Genomic DNA, 17,396 nt, shown 5'->3' with positions numbered 1-17,396 from the left:
AACGGGCTGATCGGGTTCGACCGGTCGGCGTCGCCGCCGCAGGCGACCTTGTAGTCACGCACGTCGCGCAGCCCGCACAGCACCACGGACGCGGGAAACGGACGCCCCTTCGGCCGCGAGTTGTGACCGTCACGGAGCTGACTGAGGATGCTGATCATGCTGTTGCCCTGGAGGGCGTCGATCTCGTCCAGGAGCAGCACCACCCGGCGCGGGCTGCGGCGGCACCATTCACGCAACGCCGCACGGAGCCGGCTGCCGGGAGAGGAGTGCGGCCAGGGATCCGGCGGCAGCAGCTCCTCCGGCCATCCCGACCACTCGGCGGCGTCGCGGAGGGAATCCAGCAGCAGCGACTCCGCGAGGGCGACGTCCTCGCCGGCGGCCTTGGCGGTCTCGCAGGAGAACATCAGGGCGGCGGTGTCACCCTCGGCGGTCAGCTCGGACGCCAGGGCTTCCAGCGCGGTCGTCTTGCCGGTCTGCCGGGGCGCGTGGACCACGAAGTACCGGTCCAGGTCGATCAGCGCCCGCGCCTCGGGAAGCCGCGGCGTGGGCGGGATCATGTAGTGAAGCCGGGGGTCACACGGACCGGCGGTGTTGAAGGTCTTCGCTGGGGGTGGTCGCATGGTCACATACTGTCACCACCCCTGTGTCGCGGACGTCGTCAGCTCATGGCGACCGGGAGTTCCTTGATGCCGTTGATGAAGTTGGAGCGCAGGCGGCGGGCGGGGCCGGTCTGGCGGAGGCGGGGGTGGCGGCGGGCGAGCTGTTCGAAGAGGACGCGGAGCTCCAGTTTGGCCAGGTGGTTGCCCAGGCAGAAGTGGGCGCCGCCGCCGCCGAAGCCGATGTGCGGGTTGGGGTTGCGGCCGATGTCGAAGACGTCGGCGTCCGGGAAGATCGAGGTGTCGCGGTTGGCGGAGGAGTAGAAGACGACGACCTTGTCGTCCTCCTTGATGGTCTTGCCGCCGAGCGTCTGGTCCCTGGTGGAGGTGCGGCGGAAGAGGTTGACGGGGGAGACCCAGCGGACGATCTCGTCGGCGGCCGTGGCGGCCAGCGAGGGGTCGGCGACCAGGCGGTCCCACTGGCCGGGGTGCTCGAACAGGGCGAGCATGCCGCCGGAGGCCGCGTTGCGGGTGGTCTCGTTGCCGGCCACCACCAGCAGGAGGACGAACAGGTCGAACTCGTCCTCCGACAGCGTCTCGCCGTTCTCGTCCGTCTGCAGGAGCTTGGTGACGATGTCGTCGCGCGGGTTGGCGCGGCGCTTGGCCGCCAGCTCGTTGGCGTAGGCGTACACCTCGGCGGCGGCGGCGCTGCCTTCCTCCGGGGAGGCGGCGTAGTCGGGGTCCTGGGCGCCGATCATGCGGTTGGACCAGTTGAAGATCTTGTCACGGTCCTCGACGGGGGCGCCGAGGAGCTCGCAGATCACGTAGAGCGGCAGGGGGGCGGCGACCTCCGTGACGAAGTCGGCCTCGGTGCCGAGCTGGTCCAGCAGGTCGTCACAGATGTCGCGGATGTGTTGTTCGAGTGCGCCGATGGCACGCGGCGTGAAGCCGCGGTTGACCAGGGAGCGGCGGCGGGTGTGCTCGGGCGGGTCCTGGTTGAGCATCATCATGCGTTGCAGCGCCCGCTGCTCCTCGGGCATCTCGTTGAACAGGGCCAGCTTCCGTGCCGACGAGAACAGCTCCGAGTGGCGCGAGACGTGCACCACGTCCTCGTGGCGGGTGACGGCCCAGAATCCCGGCTCGCCCTCGTGCCAGTGAACCGGATCGTGCTCCCGGAGCCAGGCGAGCTGCTCGTGCGGGGGGCCCGCGTCAGCGTAACGGTCCTGGTCTACGAGGTCGATGTGCACCCGGCTCACCCTCTTGATCGAACACTTCGCGAAACCCTGCTGAAACGGGTTCTATTACGCGTCTGTACGGCCGTCAAGTTGACGGGAAAGCGGCCGGTCAACCTGTAACGGCTGTTTCACCTGCGCGTAAGCCTGTGATGTCCTCCGATGTTTCTCCTGTTCCGTGCGGCGGGCAGTCAGAGCGCGGCGGGCCGGACCCTCAGGTCACGGATCGGATTTAACCAGCGTGAGGCTCTTGACACGCACCCGAGGCCGCCTTCAGCATCGGGAGGCGAGACATCCGATGTATGACTGAAGGACGCGGTGTGAAGCTGCTGCGAGTAGGACCCGTAGGCCAGGAACGACCGGTGGCGATGGATGCCGACGGTAACCTCCGCGACATCGGGGAGCCCGACATCGACGGCGCCTTCCTCGCCTCCGGCGGAGTGGCGCGCGTGCGGGAGGCCCTGGAGCGCGGCACGCTGCCCGTCGCCGACGCCGGGGGCCTGCGCGTCGGCGCCCCCGTCGCCCGGCCGGGGAAGATCGTGTGCATCGGGCTGAACTACCGCGACCACGCCGCCGAGTCCGGCGCCGAGCCGCCCGCCGAGCCCGTCGTCTTCATGAAGGCGAGCGACACCATGGTCGGGCCGTACGACGAGGTGCTGGTGCCGCGCGGCAGCGTGAAGACCGACTGGGAGGTCGAGCTGGCCGTCGTGATCGGCAGGCGCGCCCGCTACCTGGAGTCGCGGGAGGAGGCCCTCGACGCGGTGGCGGGGTACGCGGTGGCCAACGACGTGTCCGAGCGGGAGTTCCAGCTCGAACGGGGCGGCCAATGGGACAAGGGCAAGTCGTGCGAGACCTTCAACCCGCTCGGCCCCTGGCTGGTGACCGCCGACGAGGTCGGCGACCCGCAAGACCTGGCGATGCGGCTCTGGGTGAACGGCGAGCGGCGGCAGGACGGCTCCACCAAGGACATGATCTTCGACGTGGCGGAGATCGTCCGCTACCTGAGCCACTTCATGGTGCTGGAGCCCGGCGACCTCATCAACACCGGCACCCCGGCCGGGGTCGCCATGGGCATGCCCGGCCAGCCCTACCTCCGGGCCGGTGACGTCGTGGAGCTGGAGATCGAGGGCCTCGGCCGGCAGCGGCAGACGGTGGGTCAGGCATGACGACGACACAGGGCGCGGGCTCGTACCGGATCGTCGCGATGGAGACGCACGACGTGCGCTTCCCGACCTCGCGGGAGCTCGACGGCTCCGACGCGATGAACCCCGACCCCGACTACTCGGCCGCCTACGTGGTGCTCAGGACCGACGACGGGTACGCCGGGCACGGGTTCGCGTTCACCATCGGGCGCGGCAACGACGTGCAGACCGGCGCCATCTCCGCGCTGGAGCCGTACGTGATCGGCCGCGACGCCGAGGACCTGGGCGCGCTCTACAAGGAGATGGTCTACGACTCGCAGCTGCGCTGGCTGGGGCCGGAGAAGGGCGTCATGCACATGGCGATCTCCGCCGTGGTCAACGCCCTGTGGGACCTCAAGGCCAAGCGGGCGGGCAAGCCGCTCTGGCTGCTGCTGGCCGAGATGACGCCTGAGGAGATCGTCGAGCTCGTCGACTTCCGGTATCTGAGCGACGCGCTCACGCCGGACGAGGCCCTCCAGATCCTGAAAAATGCGGAAAGCGGGAAGCGGGAGCGCATCGAGCACCTCAAGAGCGCCGGCTACCCCGCCTACACCACCTCGCCCGGCTGGCTCGGCTACGACGACGACAAGCTGCGCCGGCTCTGCCAGGAGGCGCTCGACCAGGGCTTCGGCCAGATCAAGCTCAAGGTCGGCGCCGACCTCGCCGACGACGTGCGCCGCTTCACCGTGGCCCGCGAGGTGTGCGGCCCCGACTATCCCATCGCCGTCGACGCCAACCAGCGCTGGGACGTCGCCTCCGCCATCGAGTGGGTGACCGCGCTCAAGCCGTTCGGCCCGCACTGGGTGGAGGAGCCGACCAGCCCCGACGACGTGCTCGGCCACGCCGCCATCGCCGAGGGCATCAAACCCGTCCCGGTCGCCACCGGCGAGCACGTGCAGAACCGCGTCGTGTTCAAGCAGCTGCTGCAGGCCGGCGCGATCTCGTACCTGCAGATCGACTCCGCCCGGGTCGGCGGCGTCAACGAGAACATCGCGATCCTGCTGCTCGCGGCCAGGTTCGGGGTGCCGGTGTGCCCGCACGCCGGCGGCGTGGGCCTGTGCGAGCTGGTGCAGCACCTGTCGATGTTCGACTACGTGAGCGTCACCGGGACCATGGAGAACCGGGTGATCGAGTACGTCGACCACCTGCACGAGCACTTCACCGACCCGGTGGTGATCGAGAACGGCCGCTACCGAGCCCCGTCGGCGCCCGGCTTCAGCTCCGAGATGCACGCCGAGTCGATCGCCGCCCACACCTACCCCGGCGGAGAGGTCTGGAGGAACACGTGAACCTGAGAGCCATCGTGACCGGCGGCGGTTCCGGCATCGGCCTGGCCACCGCCACCCTGCTCGCCGGGCGGGGCATGAAGGTCGCCTGCCTCGACCTGAACCCGCCCGGCGAGCCGCTGATCGGCATCGCGGCCGACGTCGCCGACGACGCCGCGGTGCGCCGGGCCGTCGCCGAGGCGGCCGACCGGCTCGGCGGCGTCGACGTGCTCGTCAACAACGCCGGCATCGGCGCCCAGGGCACGGTCGAGGACAACCCGGACGAGGAGTGGCGCCGGGTGTTCGACGTGAACGTGTTCGGCATGGTCCGCGTCAGCCGGGCCGCGCTGCCGTACCTGCGCAGGTCGGAGCACGCCTCGATCGTCAACACGTGCTCGATCGCGGCCACCGCCGGTCTCCCTATGCGGGCCCTCTACAGCGCGACCAAAGGCGCGGTGCTGTCGCTCACGCTGGCGATGGCCGCCGACCACATCCACGAGGGCATCCGCGTCAACTGCGTCAACCCGGGCACCGCCGACACCCCCTGGGTCGCCCGGCTGCTCGACGCCGCCGACGACCCCGCGGCCGAGCGGGCGGCGCTGGAAGCCAGGCAGCCGATGGGCCGCCTGGTCAGCGCCGAAGAGGTCGCCGCCGCCATCGCGTATCTGGCCGGCCCCGAGTCCGGCTCCACCACCGGCACGGCCCTGGCCGTGGACGGCGGCATGCAGGGGCTGAGGCTCCGCCCGCACCATCCAGAAAGGTAACCCCCCTGATGAAGCTCAAGCCGCTGGCCGCCTGCGCGGCCCTCGTCGCCGCCCTCGCCGCGTGCGGTTCGGACGCCACCACGACCCCGGCAGCGGGAGGGGAAGGCGGCAAGGTCGGCATCGACCACCCGCGCGCCGACTCCGACTTCTGGAACTCCTACATCAAGTACGTCCCCGAGATGGCGGGCGAGCTCGGTGTCGAGCTGATGCCGGCCACGAACTCGCAGAACGACGTGGCCAAGCTGGTCAACAACGTGCAGGCGCTGATCGGCCAGGGCGCCAAGGCGATCGTCATGGCCCCGCAGGACACCGGCGCCATCGCCAGCACCCTGCAGAACCTGGAGAACAAGAACATCCCGGTCGTCACCGTCGACACCCGCCCCGACAAGGGCAAGGTCTACATGGTGGTCCGGGCCGACAACCGCGCCTACGGCACCAAGTCCTGCGAGTTCCTCGGCGAGCGGCTCGGCGGCAAGGGCAAGGTCGTGCAGCTCATGGGCGCGCTCAGCTCGATCAACGGGCGCGACAGGGCCGAGGCGTTCGGCGAGTGCATGAAGACCAAGTTCCCCGGCATCACGGTCTTCGACGAGCCCACCGAGTGGGAGGGCAGCAAGGCCGCGTCCATGCTGCAGACCCGGCTGGAGCAGCACCCCGACGTCAAGGGCGTCTACATGCACGCGGGCGGTGTGCACCTGGCCCCGACGCTGCAGGTGCTCAAGCAGAAGGGCCTGCTGCTGCCGCCCGACGACCCCAAGCATGTGGTCGTGATCTCCAACGACGGCATCCCGCAGGAGTTCGAGGCGATCCGCAAGGGCGAGATCGACGCCACCATCTCGCAGCCGGCCGACCTGTACGCGAAGTACGCGCTCTACTACGCCAAGGCGGCGCTGGAGGGCAAGACGTTCCAGCCGGGCGCGACGGACCACGACAGCACGATCATCGAGCTGCCGAACGGCCTTGAGGACCAGCTTCCCGCGCCGCTGGTCACCAAGGACAACGTCGAGGACCAGACCCTCTGGGGCAACCAGGTCAAGTGATGACTTATCACGTTGAAGCCCGAAATGTCGTGAAGCGCTTCGGCCCGACCACGGCGCTCAACGGAGCGGGCATCTCGATCGCGGAGGGCGAGACCCACGCGCTCGTCGGCAGGAACGGCGCCGGCAAGTCCACGCTGGTGTCGATCCTCACCGGGCTCCAGCGGCCCGACGAGGGCGAGGTGCGGTTCGCGGGAGAGCCCGCCCCCGCCCTCGCCGACCGCGACGCCTGGCGGCAGCGGGTCGCCTGCGTCTACCAGAAGTCCACGATCATCCCCGCCCTGACCGTGGCCGAGAACCTGTTCCTCAACCGCCAGACCGAGGGCCGCCTCATCAACTGGCGGGCGCTGCGGGCCAGGGCGCGCGAACTGCTCGACACGTACGAGGTCGACGTCGACCCGGGGGCGCTGGCCGGGGACCTCGGCGTCGAGCAGCGGCAGCTCGTGGAGATCGCCCGCGCCCTCTCCTTCGGCGCGCGGTTCATCATCCTGGACGAGCCGACCGCGCGCCTGGACGGTCCGGCCATCGAGCGGCTGTTCGACCGCATGCGCGCGCTGCGCCGGCAGGGCGTGACGATGATGTACATCTCGCACCACCTGGACGAGGTCTACGAGATCTGCCAGAGCGTCACGGTCTTCCGCGACGCCCGGCACATCATGACCTCACCCGTCGCCGACCTGCCGCACGACGAGCTGGTCGACGCCATGACCGGGGAGGCGACCGCGGCCTACCAGGCCCGCGCCCGCACCCCGCGCGAGGCGGTGGTGCTGGCCGCGTCCGGCCTCTCGCTCGCCGGCCGCTACCAGGACGTCGAGCTGTCCGTACGGTCAGGCGAGGTCGTCGGGCTGGCCGGGTCAGGCAGCAGCGGCAAGGTGTCGCTCGCCGAGACCCTGGTCGGCCTGCGCCGGGCCGACACCGGCGCCGTCACCGTGAACGGCCGGGCGGTCAGGCCGGGCGACGTCCCGGCCGCGCTCGCCGCCGGGCTCGGGTTCGTCCCGGAGGACCGCCACCACCAGGGCTTCGTGCCACTGCTGTCCGTGGCCGAGAACGGGACGATGTCGATCGCGCACAAGCTGGGCCGGCTCGGCGCCGTCTCACCCGCGAGACGCCGCGCCCGTGCCGTACGGATGATCCAGGACCTGGACATCAAGACCGAAGGGCCCGACCAGCCCGTCGGCGACCTGTCCGGCGGGAACGCGCAGAAGGTGGTGTTCGCCCGGGCGCTGGCCGACGACCCGGACGCGCTGGTCGTGATCAACCCGACCGCGGGCGTCGACGTCAAGGCCAAGCAGGCGCTGCTCGGCGCCGTCGAGGACGCGGCCGACCGGGGCGCGGGCGCCGTGCTCGTCTCCGACGAGCTGGACGACCTGCGGATCTGCGACCGCGTCCTGGTGATGTTCCACGGACGGGTCGTCAAGGACGTGCCGCGTGGCTGGAGTGACCACGAACTCGTGGCCGTGATGGAAGGCATCGAAGAGTGACCACACCGACCGCACTGACCCCGGCCGTGCCCCGGCTCAGGCTGGCCAGGTTCCGGGACCTGACGCTGGTCCCGGTGATCGTGCTCCTGCTGATCGTGGGCGCGTTCCTGGACCCGGTCTTCCTGACGGCCGGCAACCTGACCAACGTCCTCCAGCAGCAGGCCGCGATCTCGCTGCTGGTGCTGGCCGAGGCGCTGATCCTGATCTCCGGCAAGTTCGACCTGTCGCTGGAGTCGACCGTCGGCATGGCGCCGGCCCTGGCCGTGCTCCTGGTCGTGCCGGTGTCGGCCGGAGGGCTCGGCATCGGGCTGCCGGCCGTGCTGGTGATCCCGCTCTGCCTGCTCATCGGGGCCGCGATCGGGGCGTTCAACGGGTTCCTGATCATCAAGTTCCAGCTGTCGGCGTTCATCGTCACGCTCGCCATGCTGATCATCGTGCACGGCCTGCACCTGGGCCCGACCGAGGGCAAGACGCTGTTCGAGCTACCCGAGTCGATGCTCTACCTGGGCGGCGCCGTCTGGCTCGGCCTGCCGGCCTCGATCTGGATCGCCGGCGCGCTGTTCGCCGCGGGCATCGCCGGGCTCGCCTACCTGCGGGTCGGCCGGTCCCTGTACGCGATCGGCGGCAACATCGACGCGGCCCGCGCCGCCGGCATCCGGGTGGACCGGGTGCTGTGGGGCGTGTTCATCCTCGGCGGCACGCTCGCCGCGCTGGCGGGCATCCTGGAGACGGGCCGGCTCGGCGCCATCGGCTCCGGCATGGGCGTCAACTGGATCTTCATGGTGTTCGCGGCGGCGGTCATCGGCGGCGTCAGCATGGACGGCGGCAAGGGCACCATCCTGGGCGCGCTCACCGGCGTGCTCGTCATCGGCCTGGTGCAGAACCTGCTCACGCTCCAGGGCGTCTCGGGCTTCTGGCAGCCGGTCGTCTACGGGACCATCATCCTGTTCGCCCTCATGATCAGCCGGATAGCCGGCGGGAAGGCACAGGACTGATGGAACGGCTCGCGCTGCGTACCAGGCTGAAGCCCGGCTGCGAGGAGGTCTACGACCGCGAGCACGCCGAGCTCCCGGCGGAGCTTGAGCGGGCCATGCGCGCGCACGGCCTGCACTCGTGGCGGATCTACCGCGACGGGCTGGACCTGTTCCACTTCGTCGAGGTCGACGACTACGCCGCGCTGCAGGCCGCGCTCCGCGACCATCCGGCCGACCGGGCGTGGCAGGCCCGCATGAACCGGCTCCTCGACGGCGACTTCGACAAGGACTCCGGCGGTCTCCGGCTGGTCTGGGAGCTGACGTGATCGCGTTGCCCCGCGTCGGCCTGGGCGCCGCGCCCATCGGCAACCTGTTCTCGGCCGTCACCGACGAGCAGGCCCGCGCCACCGTCGACGCGGCCTGGGAGAGCGGGGTGCGCCTGTTCGACACCGCACCGCACTACGGGCTCGGCCTGTCGGAGCGCCGCCTGGGCGCGGCGCTCCGCGGCAGGTCCGGGTACGTGCTCTCGACCAAGGTCGGCCGGCTGCTGGTGCCCTCGTCCCGGGGCGGCCGTGACTCCCAGGGCTTCGACGTGCCGGCCGACGTCGAGCGGGTGTGGGACTTCTCCCGCGACGGGGTGCTCCGCTCGCTGGAGGAGTCGCTGGAGCGGCTCGGGCTGCCGGGCGTCGACCTCGCGCTCATCCACGACCCGGACGACCACCTGGACCAGGCGCTCTCGGAGGCGTACCCGGCGCTGGCCGAACTGCGCTCGCAGGGCGTGGTCAAGGCCGTCGGGGTCGGCATGAACCAGTGGCGGGCGCCGTTGAGATTCGTCCGGGAAACGGACCTCGACGTGGTCATGCTCGCCGGTCGCTACACCCTGCTCGACCAGTCGGGCCTGCCGCTCCTGGACGCCTGCGCGTCGCGGGGCGTCCGGGTGCTGGCGGCCGGGGTCTTCAACAGCGGCCTCCTCGCGACGCCCGAGCCGTCGGGCACCTACGACTACCACCCGGCCCCGCCCGAGCTGGTGGACCGGGCCCGGCGGATCGCCTCGGTGTGCGCGGCCCACGGGGTGACGCTCCCGCGGGCCGCGATGGCCTTCCCGCTGCTGCACCCGGCGACGGCGGCGATCGTCCTCGGCGCGCGCTCGCCCGGCGAGGTCGAGACCAACGCCGCGTCGATGGAGCGGCCCGTCCCCGGCGCGCTCTGGTCCGAGCTGCGCGCCGAGGGCCTGCTTCACGAGGGGCGCTGATCAGGCGGCACGCGCTCAAGCCTGGTCCAGCCCGTCCAGCCCCGCTGCTCCAGCAACGCGATCAGCCGGCGCGCCGGCGGCACGACGTCGAAGGCCAGCGTGTCCATCAGCCGGGCGAGCGGCGAGTCGATATCGGTGTCGTCGACGTACTCCTCGCCCCGCTCGTCCGCCATCCGCGTGAGGTAGGCGGCCAGTTCGTCGGCCAGCTCGACCAGCCGCGGGTCGTCGTCGGTCCGGTCAAGAGCCTGGCTCAGGGTCAGGTAGAAGCCGGCGAGCCGAGGGTCGTCGAGCTGCTCCCGTTTGCGCGCCATCCAGCCGGGGACCCGCTCGGGTGAGCGCGCGGCCAGCGGGATCCAGCCGTCGCGCTCGGCCTGGACGATCCGCTCGTCGACGCCGAGCGCCCGCAGCCGGTCGAGATACTCGACCACCTCCAGAGGCAGCGCCAGGCCGTCTCCGGAGGCGAGCCGGGAGATCCGCTCGCGGTGCCGCCGCCGCTCGCGGATCTCCGCCCGCAGGCGTCTGTCGATGTCCGCGATCGCCGCGGCGAACTCCTCCTCGCCGGCCCGCAGCAGCTCGCGCACCCGCGCCAGCGGCACCCCGGCCTCGGCGAGGGTCCGGATCCTGATCAGCTCGACCACGGAGTCGGCGCCGTACCTGCGGTAGCCGGAGTGGTCCCGCTCCGGCTCCGGCAGCAGCCCCCTGGCGTGGTAGTGCCGCACCGCGCGGACCGTCACCCCGGCGTACGACGCCAGCTCGCCGATGGTCAGCATCACACCCGGCCGGTCGAATCCCGGACGATCCGGGCGATGTCCGGGGCATGGGTGAAGACCAGCTGGTGGTCGGCGTCGAGCCAGGACAGGGCGATGTGCGGATGTTCGCGGACGAGCCGCTCGGCGCCGGCACGCCAGTTCGCGTTGAACCGCGGCGGCCCGTCGCCGGCCATCGAGGTGGACATGATCAGGCTGATGGGCACGTCGATCCTCCGGTATCGGTCGAGGATGTCGGACCGGATGGCATCGATCTCGAGATTCAGGTCGAGAGTCTCCTGGGCGGTGAGCAGCACCTGGCGTGCGGTGCCCCTCTCGGCCTCCTGCCGCGTCTCCAGATCCGCCCACATGGCCCGGAACGCCGGAAGGACGGCCTCGGTGACGAACGGTTCGGGCACCGGGTTCGCCCCGTCGATGAGGACGAGCCCGGAGACGGAGCCGGGATGCGCGGCGGCATGGTGCACGGCCAGGTCGGCGCCCAGCGAGTAACCCGCCAGCACGGGCGCCTCCGGCAGGCACAGCTCCGCCATGACCGCGCCGAGGTCGCTCAGGAACCCCTCGAAGGAGTACCGGCCGGCGGCCGAGGCGAAGCCGTGGCCGCGCAGGTCGAAGGTCACCACGTCGTGGTCGCGCCGCAGCAGGCCGGCCAGCTCGCGCAGGTGGGCCCGCGTCGAGTGCAGCCCGGGGCACAGGACGAGCGGTCGTCCCCGGCCGCCCCGGGACACCGGGATCGTGACGCCGTCGTGGTGGATCGTGAAGTGCCGCATCGTCCTGTCGCCCTTCTCGGCCCGCTCCCCGTCGTCGTGCTCGCCGTGCGACCGGTGCGGTCCGGCGACCTCGGTCACCGTGGGTTTCGTGGTCATCTCACCATGCTGTGGGGTTGACCCTGCGTCAGGGGCAAGCGGCTCCTCCGAGACTATGGTGTTCTAATGATCTTCACGATCACCAAGCCACCCGGGTGGGTCTTCCTGATCGGGCTGCTGGCCCCGTGCCTGCTCGTGCTCTACTGGGCCAGCGTGCCGTTCTGGTATCGCGCCGAGATCTTGCTGGTAGGGGTCTTCGTCCTGGGCCCGCTGGTTCTGATCTACATCGGCCGCCTCATCGCGGCCTCGCTGAAGGGCCAGGCCGGCGGTCGCCCATGGAGATGGCTGGCAGCCCCGCTGATCGTCTGGGTCATGTTGCTGTCGCTCGTCACGGACGCGCCTTTCCAGTTGAGATTCGCGATCTCTCTTCCCGAAATGGAGGCGTATGCCGCGACGGTCAAGGAGCAGTCGCGGCTCGACGCGCCCTGCGAATGGGTCGGGCTGTATCGCGTGTGCTACTCGGCTCCGCACTACGTCGACTCGGAACCGGTCCCGGGCTCGGCCTACCTCGGCACCGAAGAATGGGTCATCGACAGCAACACGGGCTTCCTCATGGTGCCTCATGGAGAACCGGAGGCGGAGACCATCGACGACGAATACCGCCACGTCGGCGGTCGCTGGTTCGGTCATCATGGATGGGACAACTGGTGAGGCGTGATGGCCGGGTCAACCAGCGTCCGTCGAGAGACACCGGGATCGCAAGTAGTGCACCACCCACAGCCCCGGCACCGGCTCCGCCTCCCCGGTGAGAGTGAACCCGAGTCGCTCGTACAGCATCCTGGCGGGCTTGTTGTCGCGCCCGGTGGAGACCGCGACCCGGCGCTCGCCGGCCCTGGCCATGACCTCCTTCACCAGAGCACGGCCGATGCCCCGCCGGTGCGCGCCGGGGTGCACCATGAGCCGGTTCAGGTCGATCTCCCCGGCCGTCTCCTCCCACGCCACGGCCCCGGCCAGCTCGCCGTCGTCGTCGAACGCCCCCAGCCAGGTGAGCAGCTGGGCCCGCAATTCCTCCGATGTCTCGTGCAGCGGCGGGATGCGGTCATCACCGATGATCTCCGCCTCGACCCGGTAGGCGGCGTGCTGCAGATCGATCAGGCCCGGCTGATCAGCTGAGATCTCGGATATACGCATTCAGCCAATCTCCCACAACGCGCTCACCGGCATCGCCCTCATCCGATCCCCGAACGGCAGCGTCTGCGTTCCCGTGTGGAGCACGATCCCGGCGATGAAGTCGTCCCCAAGGCGGTCGGCGAGGTGCCGCAGTCCTCGAAAATCGTCCGGCCGTACGGTCGATGCGGCCTTGACCTCGATACCCACGACCTGACCCCGGCGGTTTTCCAGGACCGCGTCCACTTCCACCTTGTCTTTGGTCCGGTAGTGGTAGAGGTCCACCTGCTCTTCCGTCCAGGTCAGCTGGCGGGCGAGCTCCATGAGCACGAACCCCTCCATAAGGGGGCCGAACTGTCCCCCAGGACGTACGAGGCCCCGTGCGTCGGCGCCGAGCAGGTATGCGGCGATCCCGGAGTCCACGAACGCCACCTTGGGAGTGCGGATGGCCCTGTTGCTCAGGTTTCTCGACCAGGCAGGTATGCGTTTGATCAGGAAGACCTCTTCGAGCAGGTTCAGGTAGCGGGAGGCCGTGGTGGCCGGCAGCCCTGCCTCGCCACCGAGGGACTGGCTGACGAGAAGTTGTCCGGAACGTGCCGCGAGTAGCCGGATGAGCACGCGCAGCTCGGCCACTCGTTCGATCTCCAGCAACGCGGTCATGTCGCGGGCAATCAGATGATCGACATAGGAGCTGAAGAAGCGCCGCCGTCTGCGATCGTTCACCCGCGCCACCGCTTCCGGAAAACCGCCCCGCACGACGCGTTCCGCATAGTCGGCTCGTGAGACATCGGCGGTGTGACGTAGGTCTGGCCCTTGGTCGAACACGGCATCGATGAAGCCGTCGGGGGCGCCGTCGATCTCTCCTTGGGAGAAGGGCCACAGTTCTATCGTTTCCATCCGTCCCACGAGCGTGTCAGGCAACGTTCGCAGCGCGAGAACACGGGACGAGCCCGTCAGGAGGAACCGACCGGGACGTTGGTCGGCGTCGACTTGAGCCTTGATGGCGAGCAGCAACTCGGGTGCCCGCTGGATCTCGTCGATGACCATCATGCCGGGAACGTCGACGAAGCCATCGGGATCCGCTCGGGCGCCCTGGAGAATGTACGCCACGTCCAGATCGCGCCACTCTGCCGCGTGCTCGTTGACCAGTTGTTTCACGAGCGTGCTCTTGCCGCTCTGGCGGGCGCCGTTGATCAGCACCACCCGTGTGTCCGTCAGGGCTTCCTTCACGAGGGTTTCCGCGTGCCGGACGACCACTCTGCCCAAGGGGGTATGCGCCATGAGGTCAGCATCGCACATCAGCGGTGGTTTGGACGCTAATCACGTGGTGGTTTGGTCGCCCTTCGTATGGGTGATTGGCCGCTCATGCCGTGGTGGGTTGGCCGTACCCTGGCTGAGACTCCCACCCAACCCGCTGATCGTCTCCGGCAGCACTAGCCGCCAGCAACTGCGGTAGCTCTGCTGCGCCCTGGTGAATAGATTGGCTGTCCATGTCTGAGGTGATGCGCTTCTACTACGAAGGCGAACCTGAGCCGCAGATGTCCGAAGAGTGGGAAGCGTTCATGAACGATCCAGATCGCTTTCGCGGTTATCCGGCGCTGCCCGACCCTGAGGACATCACCGCGGAGGAACTGCTGGAGCAGTTGCAGGCGGTCGACACTCGGTCAGTTCGCGATAGCAACGACCCGCTCCTTTCCGTACCACTGGAACAGATCGATCCACCTGTCGAGGACACCGATCCGCCCACAGTGGTCGCCTCTGGCCCAGAGAAGGACGCGGCGGGAGTACATCCCAAGGCCGAGATTTGGGCCGTGTTCAGCGAGTCGGTCACCGAAGCGCGGATGGAGCTGAAGGGCCCCGACGGCTCCCCGGTCGCAGGCACCTCCCAGCAGGAGAACGAAGACATCGCAGCGTTCCTGCCCGAGCAGCCGCTGGCCGTCGATACCCGATACACCGTCGAAGTGTCCGGTGCGAAGGACGCGGCGGGCAACGTCATGTCCGGCCCGCACACTTGGTCGTTCACCACGGGGGCTGACGTTCCGACCGTGAGCGGGTTCGAACCCGGCCGGGATGCCACCGATGCGCCCCCGGACATCAAGGTCATGATGACGATCAACGAGGCGGTGACCGACGTCCAAGTCATCATCAAGGATCCATCGGACACGGCCGCACAGGGGGCGCTTAGCAGCGACAACGGCAACACCCTGTGGACCTTCACACCGGCGGCGCCGCTCGCCGTCTCGACCGTGTACCGGGTGGAGGTCAGCGGGGCCAAGAACGACTCCGGCAATGTCATGGCGCCCTACACCTGGTCATTCACCACCGGCGAGACATCTCCAACCGAGCACAAGGCGGCGGGCTGATGTCTGGAGTATCGCTGTCCATCGTCAATCCCTCGGTCGCGAGGAGTTCACTCCGAACATCGTCAGCTTCACCCTGCTGAAACTGTAGTTCTGTTCTGCTGTGCCATAGGAGTCCAACGCCGTGGCTGCGGCGCGGACCTCACGAGGTAGCCGCCGCATCGCCGACCGGGCCGTTGTACGCCAGCATGGTCGACTCCGCGGGCACCACGATGTCCGCCACCTCCACCACTCGATCGCCGGCGAGGTGGGCCCGTTGGATCACCATCACCACGCTTCCCGCGCCGATGTCGAGCCGCTTCGCCTCCTTGTGGGTCGCCACCCGCGCCGACACCCGCTCGTCCCAGGCGTCCACCATCAGCCCGATGGAGGCCATGCGGCGTGGCACGCCCTGACCCGCGAACTCGCCGCCTTCGGGGAACGCGATCGGCGTGCCCTTCGTCAGCGCCAGCGGCTCCCATGAGGTCAGCAGCATCCACGGCCCCTCGTCCTTGGTCGAGAACAGGTAGGCGGTGCGCATGACGTCGTGCCAGTGCCCGTCCGCTTCGGCGAGGCCGAGCCGCTCGCGTATCTCCGGCGGGGCCTGCATCGTGTCGGAGGTGTACTCCAAGCTGCCGTGACGGCCCTGCTCCTCTATCGCCGGACCGAACGGCGAGCCGTCCTGCCGCTCCCGGAACCACGAGCGCACCAGCACCTGCTGTCCCGCCTCGCCGACGCGTACGGGGAGCAGGCCACGCACACCGGACGGATGATCTACGTCGAGCTGTGGGACCGGCCGTGAGCGGCTACAGCGTCGTCCCGTTTGTGATCGCCTACGCCCGCGAGGAGGTACGCGACCGGCTCGTGTTCGAGCCGCACGACGGATCGGACCGCGGGCTGCGGTTGGCGTACGAGATCCCGCGCAAGGGCGACCGCGTCGGCGGCGTCCTGCGCGCCCGCGTGCGGGACCTGCGCAGGCGTGTCGGCAAGCGCGGCCCCGAGCGGATGCGCAAGCTCAACACGAGACGGCAGTGGTTGTGCATGGACCGGCTGTTGTGCCAGGTCTGCTCCCGCCCCGCGACCGAACCGGGCACCGGCCGGTCATGGTGGATCCTCGTCCCGCCCGTGTTCGAGGTCGACGACAGCGGGCGAGGGGGCCGTACGAACGCGCCGCCCACCTGCCGCGCCTGCGTCGACATCGCGCTGAGCGAGTGCCCGATGCTGCGCGCCGATGCCACCGTGTGCACCGTCGGCCGGGTCGAGCCCGCCGGAGTGCTGGCCGACATGTACGAGCCCGGCCCGGTGCCGACGCTGACCGCGCACAACGTCTACGTCTCCTGGGACGCCTTCGCCCGCCACCCGCATATCCTGGCCACGTCGCAGGTCGTCCAGCTGCACGATGTACGCGAGCTGGTCAGGACCGGATGAACAGCCAGGAAGCCGACTCGCCCGGCTCGTAGGGGGAGTCGAGGCGTTTGGCGACCACGCCGGGCAGGCCCGGCCGATCCGCCGATATTTCGGATAAATGCACTCAGCCAACCTCCCACAACGCGCTCACCGGCATCGCCCGCATCCCACCACCTCCGTGATACGTTCGGCGGCGGCATGCGCCGCTAAAGACTGAGGAGGTGAGACCGATCAACGCTGTGACAGGTCGGGGCTCCCTCCCTCGCATGGCCTAGGGAGTGCCCGAAGAAGGCATCCCGAAAGGCTTCAATCGCTATGCGCTTCACCTCTGAAACGTCGTCCGACGGCGTCTCCGAACAGCTCTTCACCCTCGGTGAGATCCCCGGCGTGCTGTGGACGCCGGAAGACGCCACCGGTCCTCGGCCCCTCGTCCTGATGGGCCACGGCGGCGGCCAGCACAAGAAGGCTCCCGGCATCGTGTTCCGCGCGGGCCGCTTCGTGGCCGAGTGCGGTTACGCGGTGGTGGCGGTCGACGTGCCCAGCCATGGAGACCGTCCGAAGGACGAGGAGTACGACCGGATCGCGACCGCGAACCAGGCCCGCGCGGACGCCGGAGAGGAACTGGCTCCGCTGATCGCCGCCTTCCAGGCCCTCGTGGCCCGCCGGACCGTACCGGAGTGGCGGGCGGTCCTGGACGCGGTCCAGGAACTCGACCACGTCGGCGCGGGCCCGGTGGGCTACTGGGGCGTGTCGCTGGGCTGCGGGCTCGGCGTCCCGTTCGTCGCCGCCGAGCCCCGGGTCCAGGCGGCGGTCCTGGGGCTGGGCGGGGCGCTGTCATCGGCCGGGGACGCCGCGCGCATCACCGTCCCGGTGGAGTTCCTGGTGCAGTGGGACGACGAGCGGGTCCCCAGGGCCCAGAGCCTGGCCTTGTTCGACGCCCTGGGCTCGGCCGAGAAGACGCTGCACGCCAACCCAGGCAAGCACGCGGAGATTCCGCTGTTCGAGATGGACAGCACGCTGCGGTTCTTCGCCCGCCACCTCCGCTGACCCAGGGACGCGAGCCAGGCGGATAATCGGTTGGCATCGCAGGACGCCCGTTGTTAGGTTGCCGGGCGTGTCCAGCCCAGAGGCGTC

At 69.7% G+C, this 17,396-nt stretch carries 19 protein-coding genes; 12 read left to right on the top strand and 7 right to left on the bottom strand.

The window, feature by feature from the left end; genetic code table 11:
• A partial coding sequence (locus AB0K05_RS43540) for an ATP-binding protein (protein ID WP_364237548.1) occupies nt 1-620 on the bottom strand: 620 nt, incomplete at its 3' end.
• A gap of 38 nt (nt 621-658) precedes the next feature.
• A complete protein-coding gene (locus tag AB0K05_RS43535; protein ID WP_364237545.1) occupies nt 659-1,852 on the bottom strand; it encodes a cytochrome P450 in 1,194 nt (397 codons plus the stop codon).
• Nucleotides 1,853-2,196: 344 nt separating this feature from the next.
• Between AB0K05_RS43535 and AB0K05_RS43530 the strand changes: the two genes are divergently transcribed.
• From AB0K05_RS43530 to AB0K05_RS43495, 8 genes are read left to right on the top strand one after another with little or no spacing between them, the layout of a single operon-like run.
• Nucleotides 2,197-2,994, top strand: a complete 798-nt coding sequence (locus AB0K05_RS43530) for a fumarylacetoacetate hydrolase family protein (protein WP_271277220.1) — start codon at nt 2,197-2,199, stop codon at nt 2,992-2,994.
• Nucleotides 2,991-4,298 carry an L-fuconate dehydratase gene (locus AB0K05_RS43525; RefSeq protein ID WP_271277219.1) on the top strand — a complete coding sequence of 436 codons (1,308 nt, stop codon included), beginning with the start codon at nt 2,991-2,993 and terminating at the stop codon, nt 4,296-4,298. Before AB0K05_RS43530 ends, AB0K05_RS43525 begins: the two co-directional genes overlap by 4 nt.
• Nucleotides 4,295-5,038, top strand: coding sequence for an SDR family oxidoreductase (locus AB0K05_RS43520; RefSeq protein ID WP_271277218.1), 744 nt, complete (start codon nt 4,295-4,297; stop codon nt 5,036-5,038). The genes AB0K05_RS43525 and AB0K05_RS43520 overlap by 4 nt, the downstream gene beginning before the upstream one ends.
• A gap of 8 nt (nt 5,039-5,046) precedes the next feature.
• Entirely contained in the window at nt 5,047-6,075 is a 1,029-nt protein-coding gene (locus AB0K05_RS43515) for a sugar ABC transporter substrate-binding protein (RefSeq protein ID WP_271277217.1), read from the top strand.
• Between the two features lie 29 nt (nt 6,076-6,104).
• Nucleotides 6,105-7,553 (top strand): sugar ABC transporter ATP-binding protein, encoded by a 1,449-nt coding sequence (locus AB0K05_RS43510; protein WP_364237540.1) that lies wholly within the window; start codon nt 6,105-6,107, stop codon nt 7,551-7,553.
• On the top strand, nt 7,550-8,548 hold the full coding sequence (locus tag AB0K05_RS43505) for an ABC transporter permease (protein ID WP_187280961.1): 999 nt from the start codon (nt 7,550-7,552) through the stop codon (nt 8,546-8,548). Before AB0K05_RS43510 ends, AB0K05_RS43505 begins: the two co-directional genes overlap by 4 nt.
• A complete protein-coding gene (locus AB0K05_RS43500; RefSeq protein WP_364237536.1) occupies nt 8,548-8,853 on the top strand; it encodes an L-rhamnose mutarotase in 306 nt (101 codons plus the stop codon). Before AB0K05_RS43505 ends, AB0K05_RS43500 begins: the two co-directional genes overlap by 1 nt.
• A complete protein-coding gene (locus tag AB0K05_RS43495) occupies nt 8,850-9,779 on the top strand; it encodes an aldo/keto reductase (protein WP_364237533.1) in 930 nt (309 codons plus the stop codon). The genes AB0K05_RS43500 and AB0K05_RS43495 overlap by 4 nt, the downstream gene beginning before the upstream one ends.
• On the opposite strand, the gene AB0K05_RS43490 is transcribed toward AB0K05_RS43495, so the two are convergent.
• Nucleotides 9,764-10,549, bottom strand: a complete 786-nt coding sequence (locus AB0K05_RS43490) for a MerR family transcriptional regulator (protein ID WP_364237530.1) — start codon at nt 10,547-10,549, stop codon at nt 9,764-9,766. The genes AB0K05_RS43495 and AB0K05_RS43490 overlap by 16 nt on opposite strands.
• Nucleotides 10,549-11,409, bottom strand: coding sequence for an alpha/beta hydrolase (locus AB0K05_RS43485; protein WP_364237527.1), 861 nt, complete (start codon nt 11,407-11,409; stop codon nt 10,549-10,551). The genes AB0K05_RS43490 and AB0K05_RS43485 overlap by 1 nt, the downstream gene beginning before the upstream one ends.
• 66 nt (nt 11,410-11,475) lie before the next feature.
• Between AB0K05_RS43485 and AB0K05_RS43480 the strand changes: the two genes are divergently transcribed.
• The gene (locus AB0K05_RS43480) at nt 11,476-12,060 is read left to right on the top strand and encodes a hypothetical protein (protein WP_364237524.1); all 585 of its coding nucleotides are present in this window, start codon (nt 11,476-11,478) and stop codon (nt 12,058-12,060) included.
• Nucleotides 12,061-12,075: 15 nt separating this feature from the next.
• Here AB0K05_RS43480 and AB0K05_RS43475 read toward each other — a convergent pair whose 3' ends face one another.
• Together AB0K05_RS43475 and AB0K05_RS43470 are read right to left on the bottom strand one after the other, a co-directional pair.
• Entirely contained in the window at nt 12,076-12,540 is a 465-nt protein-coding gene (locus AB0K05_RS43475; RefSeq protein ID WP_364237521.1) for a GNAT family N-acetyltransferase, read from the bottom strand.
• Entirely contained in the window at nt 12,541-13,746 is a 1,206-nt protein-coding gene (locus AB0K05_RS43470; protein ID WP_364237518.1) for an ATP-binding protein, read from the bottom strand.
• A 260-nt stretch (nt 13,747-14,006) separates the two neighbouring features.
• Between AB0K05_RS43470 and AB0K05_RS43465 the strand changes: the two genes are divergently transcribed.
• Nucleotides 14,007-14,879, top strand: coding sequence for an Ig-like domain-containing protein (locus AB0K05_RS43465; RefSeq protein ID WP_364237515.1), 873 nt, complete (start codon nt 14,007-14,009; stop codon nt 14,877-14,879).
• A gap of 139 nt (nt 14,880-15,018) precedes the next feature.
• On the opposite strand, the gene AB0K05_RS43460 is transcribed toward AB0K05_RS43465, so the two are convergent.
• Complete coding sequence (locus tag AB0K05_RS43460) at nt 15,019-15,615, bottom strand: UTRA domain-containing protein (RefSeq protein WP_148029404.1); 597 nt, start codon at nt 15,613-15,615, stop codon at nt 15,019-15,021.
• 38 nt (nt 15,616-15,653) lie between these two features.
• Here AB0K05_RS43460 and AB0K05_RS43455 point away from each other — a divergent pair, with 38 nt between their 5' ends.
• Together AB0K05_RS43455 and AB0K05_RS43450 are read left to right on the top strand one after the other, a co-directional pair.
• On the top strand, nt 15,654-16,283 hold the full coding sequence (locus AB0K05_RS43455) for a hypothetical protein (protein WP_364237511.1): 630 nt from the start codon (nt 15,654-15,656) through the stop codon (nt 16,281-16,283).
• Nucleotides 16,284-16,577: 294 nt separating this feature from the next.
• A complete protein-coding gene (locus AB0K05_RS43450) occupies nt 16,578-17,309 on the top strand; it encodes an alpha/beta hydrolase (protein ID WP_271277207.1) in 732 nt (243 codons plus the stop codon).
• The last annotated feature ends 87 nt before the right edge of the window (nt 17,310-17,396 follow it).

The organism is Nonomuraea sp. NPDC049486, from assembly GCF_040676925.1.
Taxonomy (GTDB): Bacteria; Actinomycetota; Actinomycetes; order Streptosporangiales; family Streptosporangiaceae; genus Nonomuraea; species Nonomuraea ferruginea.
Note: the sequence above shows the minus strand (reverse complement) of the source record. Positions and strands in the feature narration are given on the sequence as shown.